Origin of the sequence: Methanosarcina sp. UBA411 (assembly GCF_002495725.1) — an archaeon.
GTDB lineage: Archaea > Halobacteriota > Methanosarcinia > Methanosarcinales > Methanosarcinaceae > Methanosarcina.
Window position 1 is genome coordinate 27,909 of the sequence record NZ_DAGK01000010.1, and the last position, 352, is coordinate 28,260.

The 352-nt window shown below is 42.6% G+C and carries 1 pseudogene; it reads right to left on the reverse strand.

Annotated features, from left to right (window positions below):
- A pseudogene (locus tag BP861_RS03030) lies at positions 1-272 on the reverse strand (tRNA pseudouridine(54/55) synthase Pus10); the annotation flags it as partial.
- Positions 273-352: the final 80 nt, after the last annotated feature.

The following is a 352-nucleotide window of genomic DNA, read 5'->3' on the forward strand; positions in this document are numbered from 1 at the left end:
TGGTCAAGGCAAACCCAGCACTGCTCGTCTTCACCCTCTGTTCCGAGAGCCTTCCTTGCAAACACACTGCAAGGAGCAAGCTCTTTAAGAAGGGAATCATCTTTTTCAGTTTTGTAGATTCGATCCCCTTCCAGGGCAAGGGCGAGTTTCAAGGCCTGCCCACGTTCTCTGTTGCTCAGGCCTGTGGATAATTTTGCAAACTGACGGCCCAGACAGTTGTCACATATCGGGCCTTCATGCAGAATCTTTTTTGAAATTTCGAGTACATTCATTTTCTTTCACTTTCTTTAAGATCTTTGTTCGGGAAATAGACCTGGGAATAAGTAATCAAATAATAATAATAATAATAATA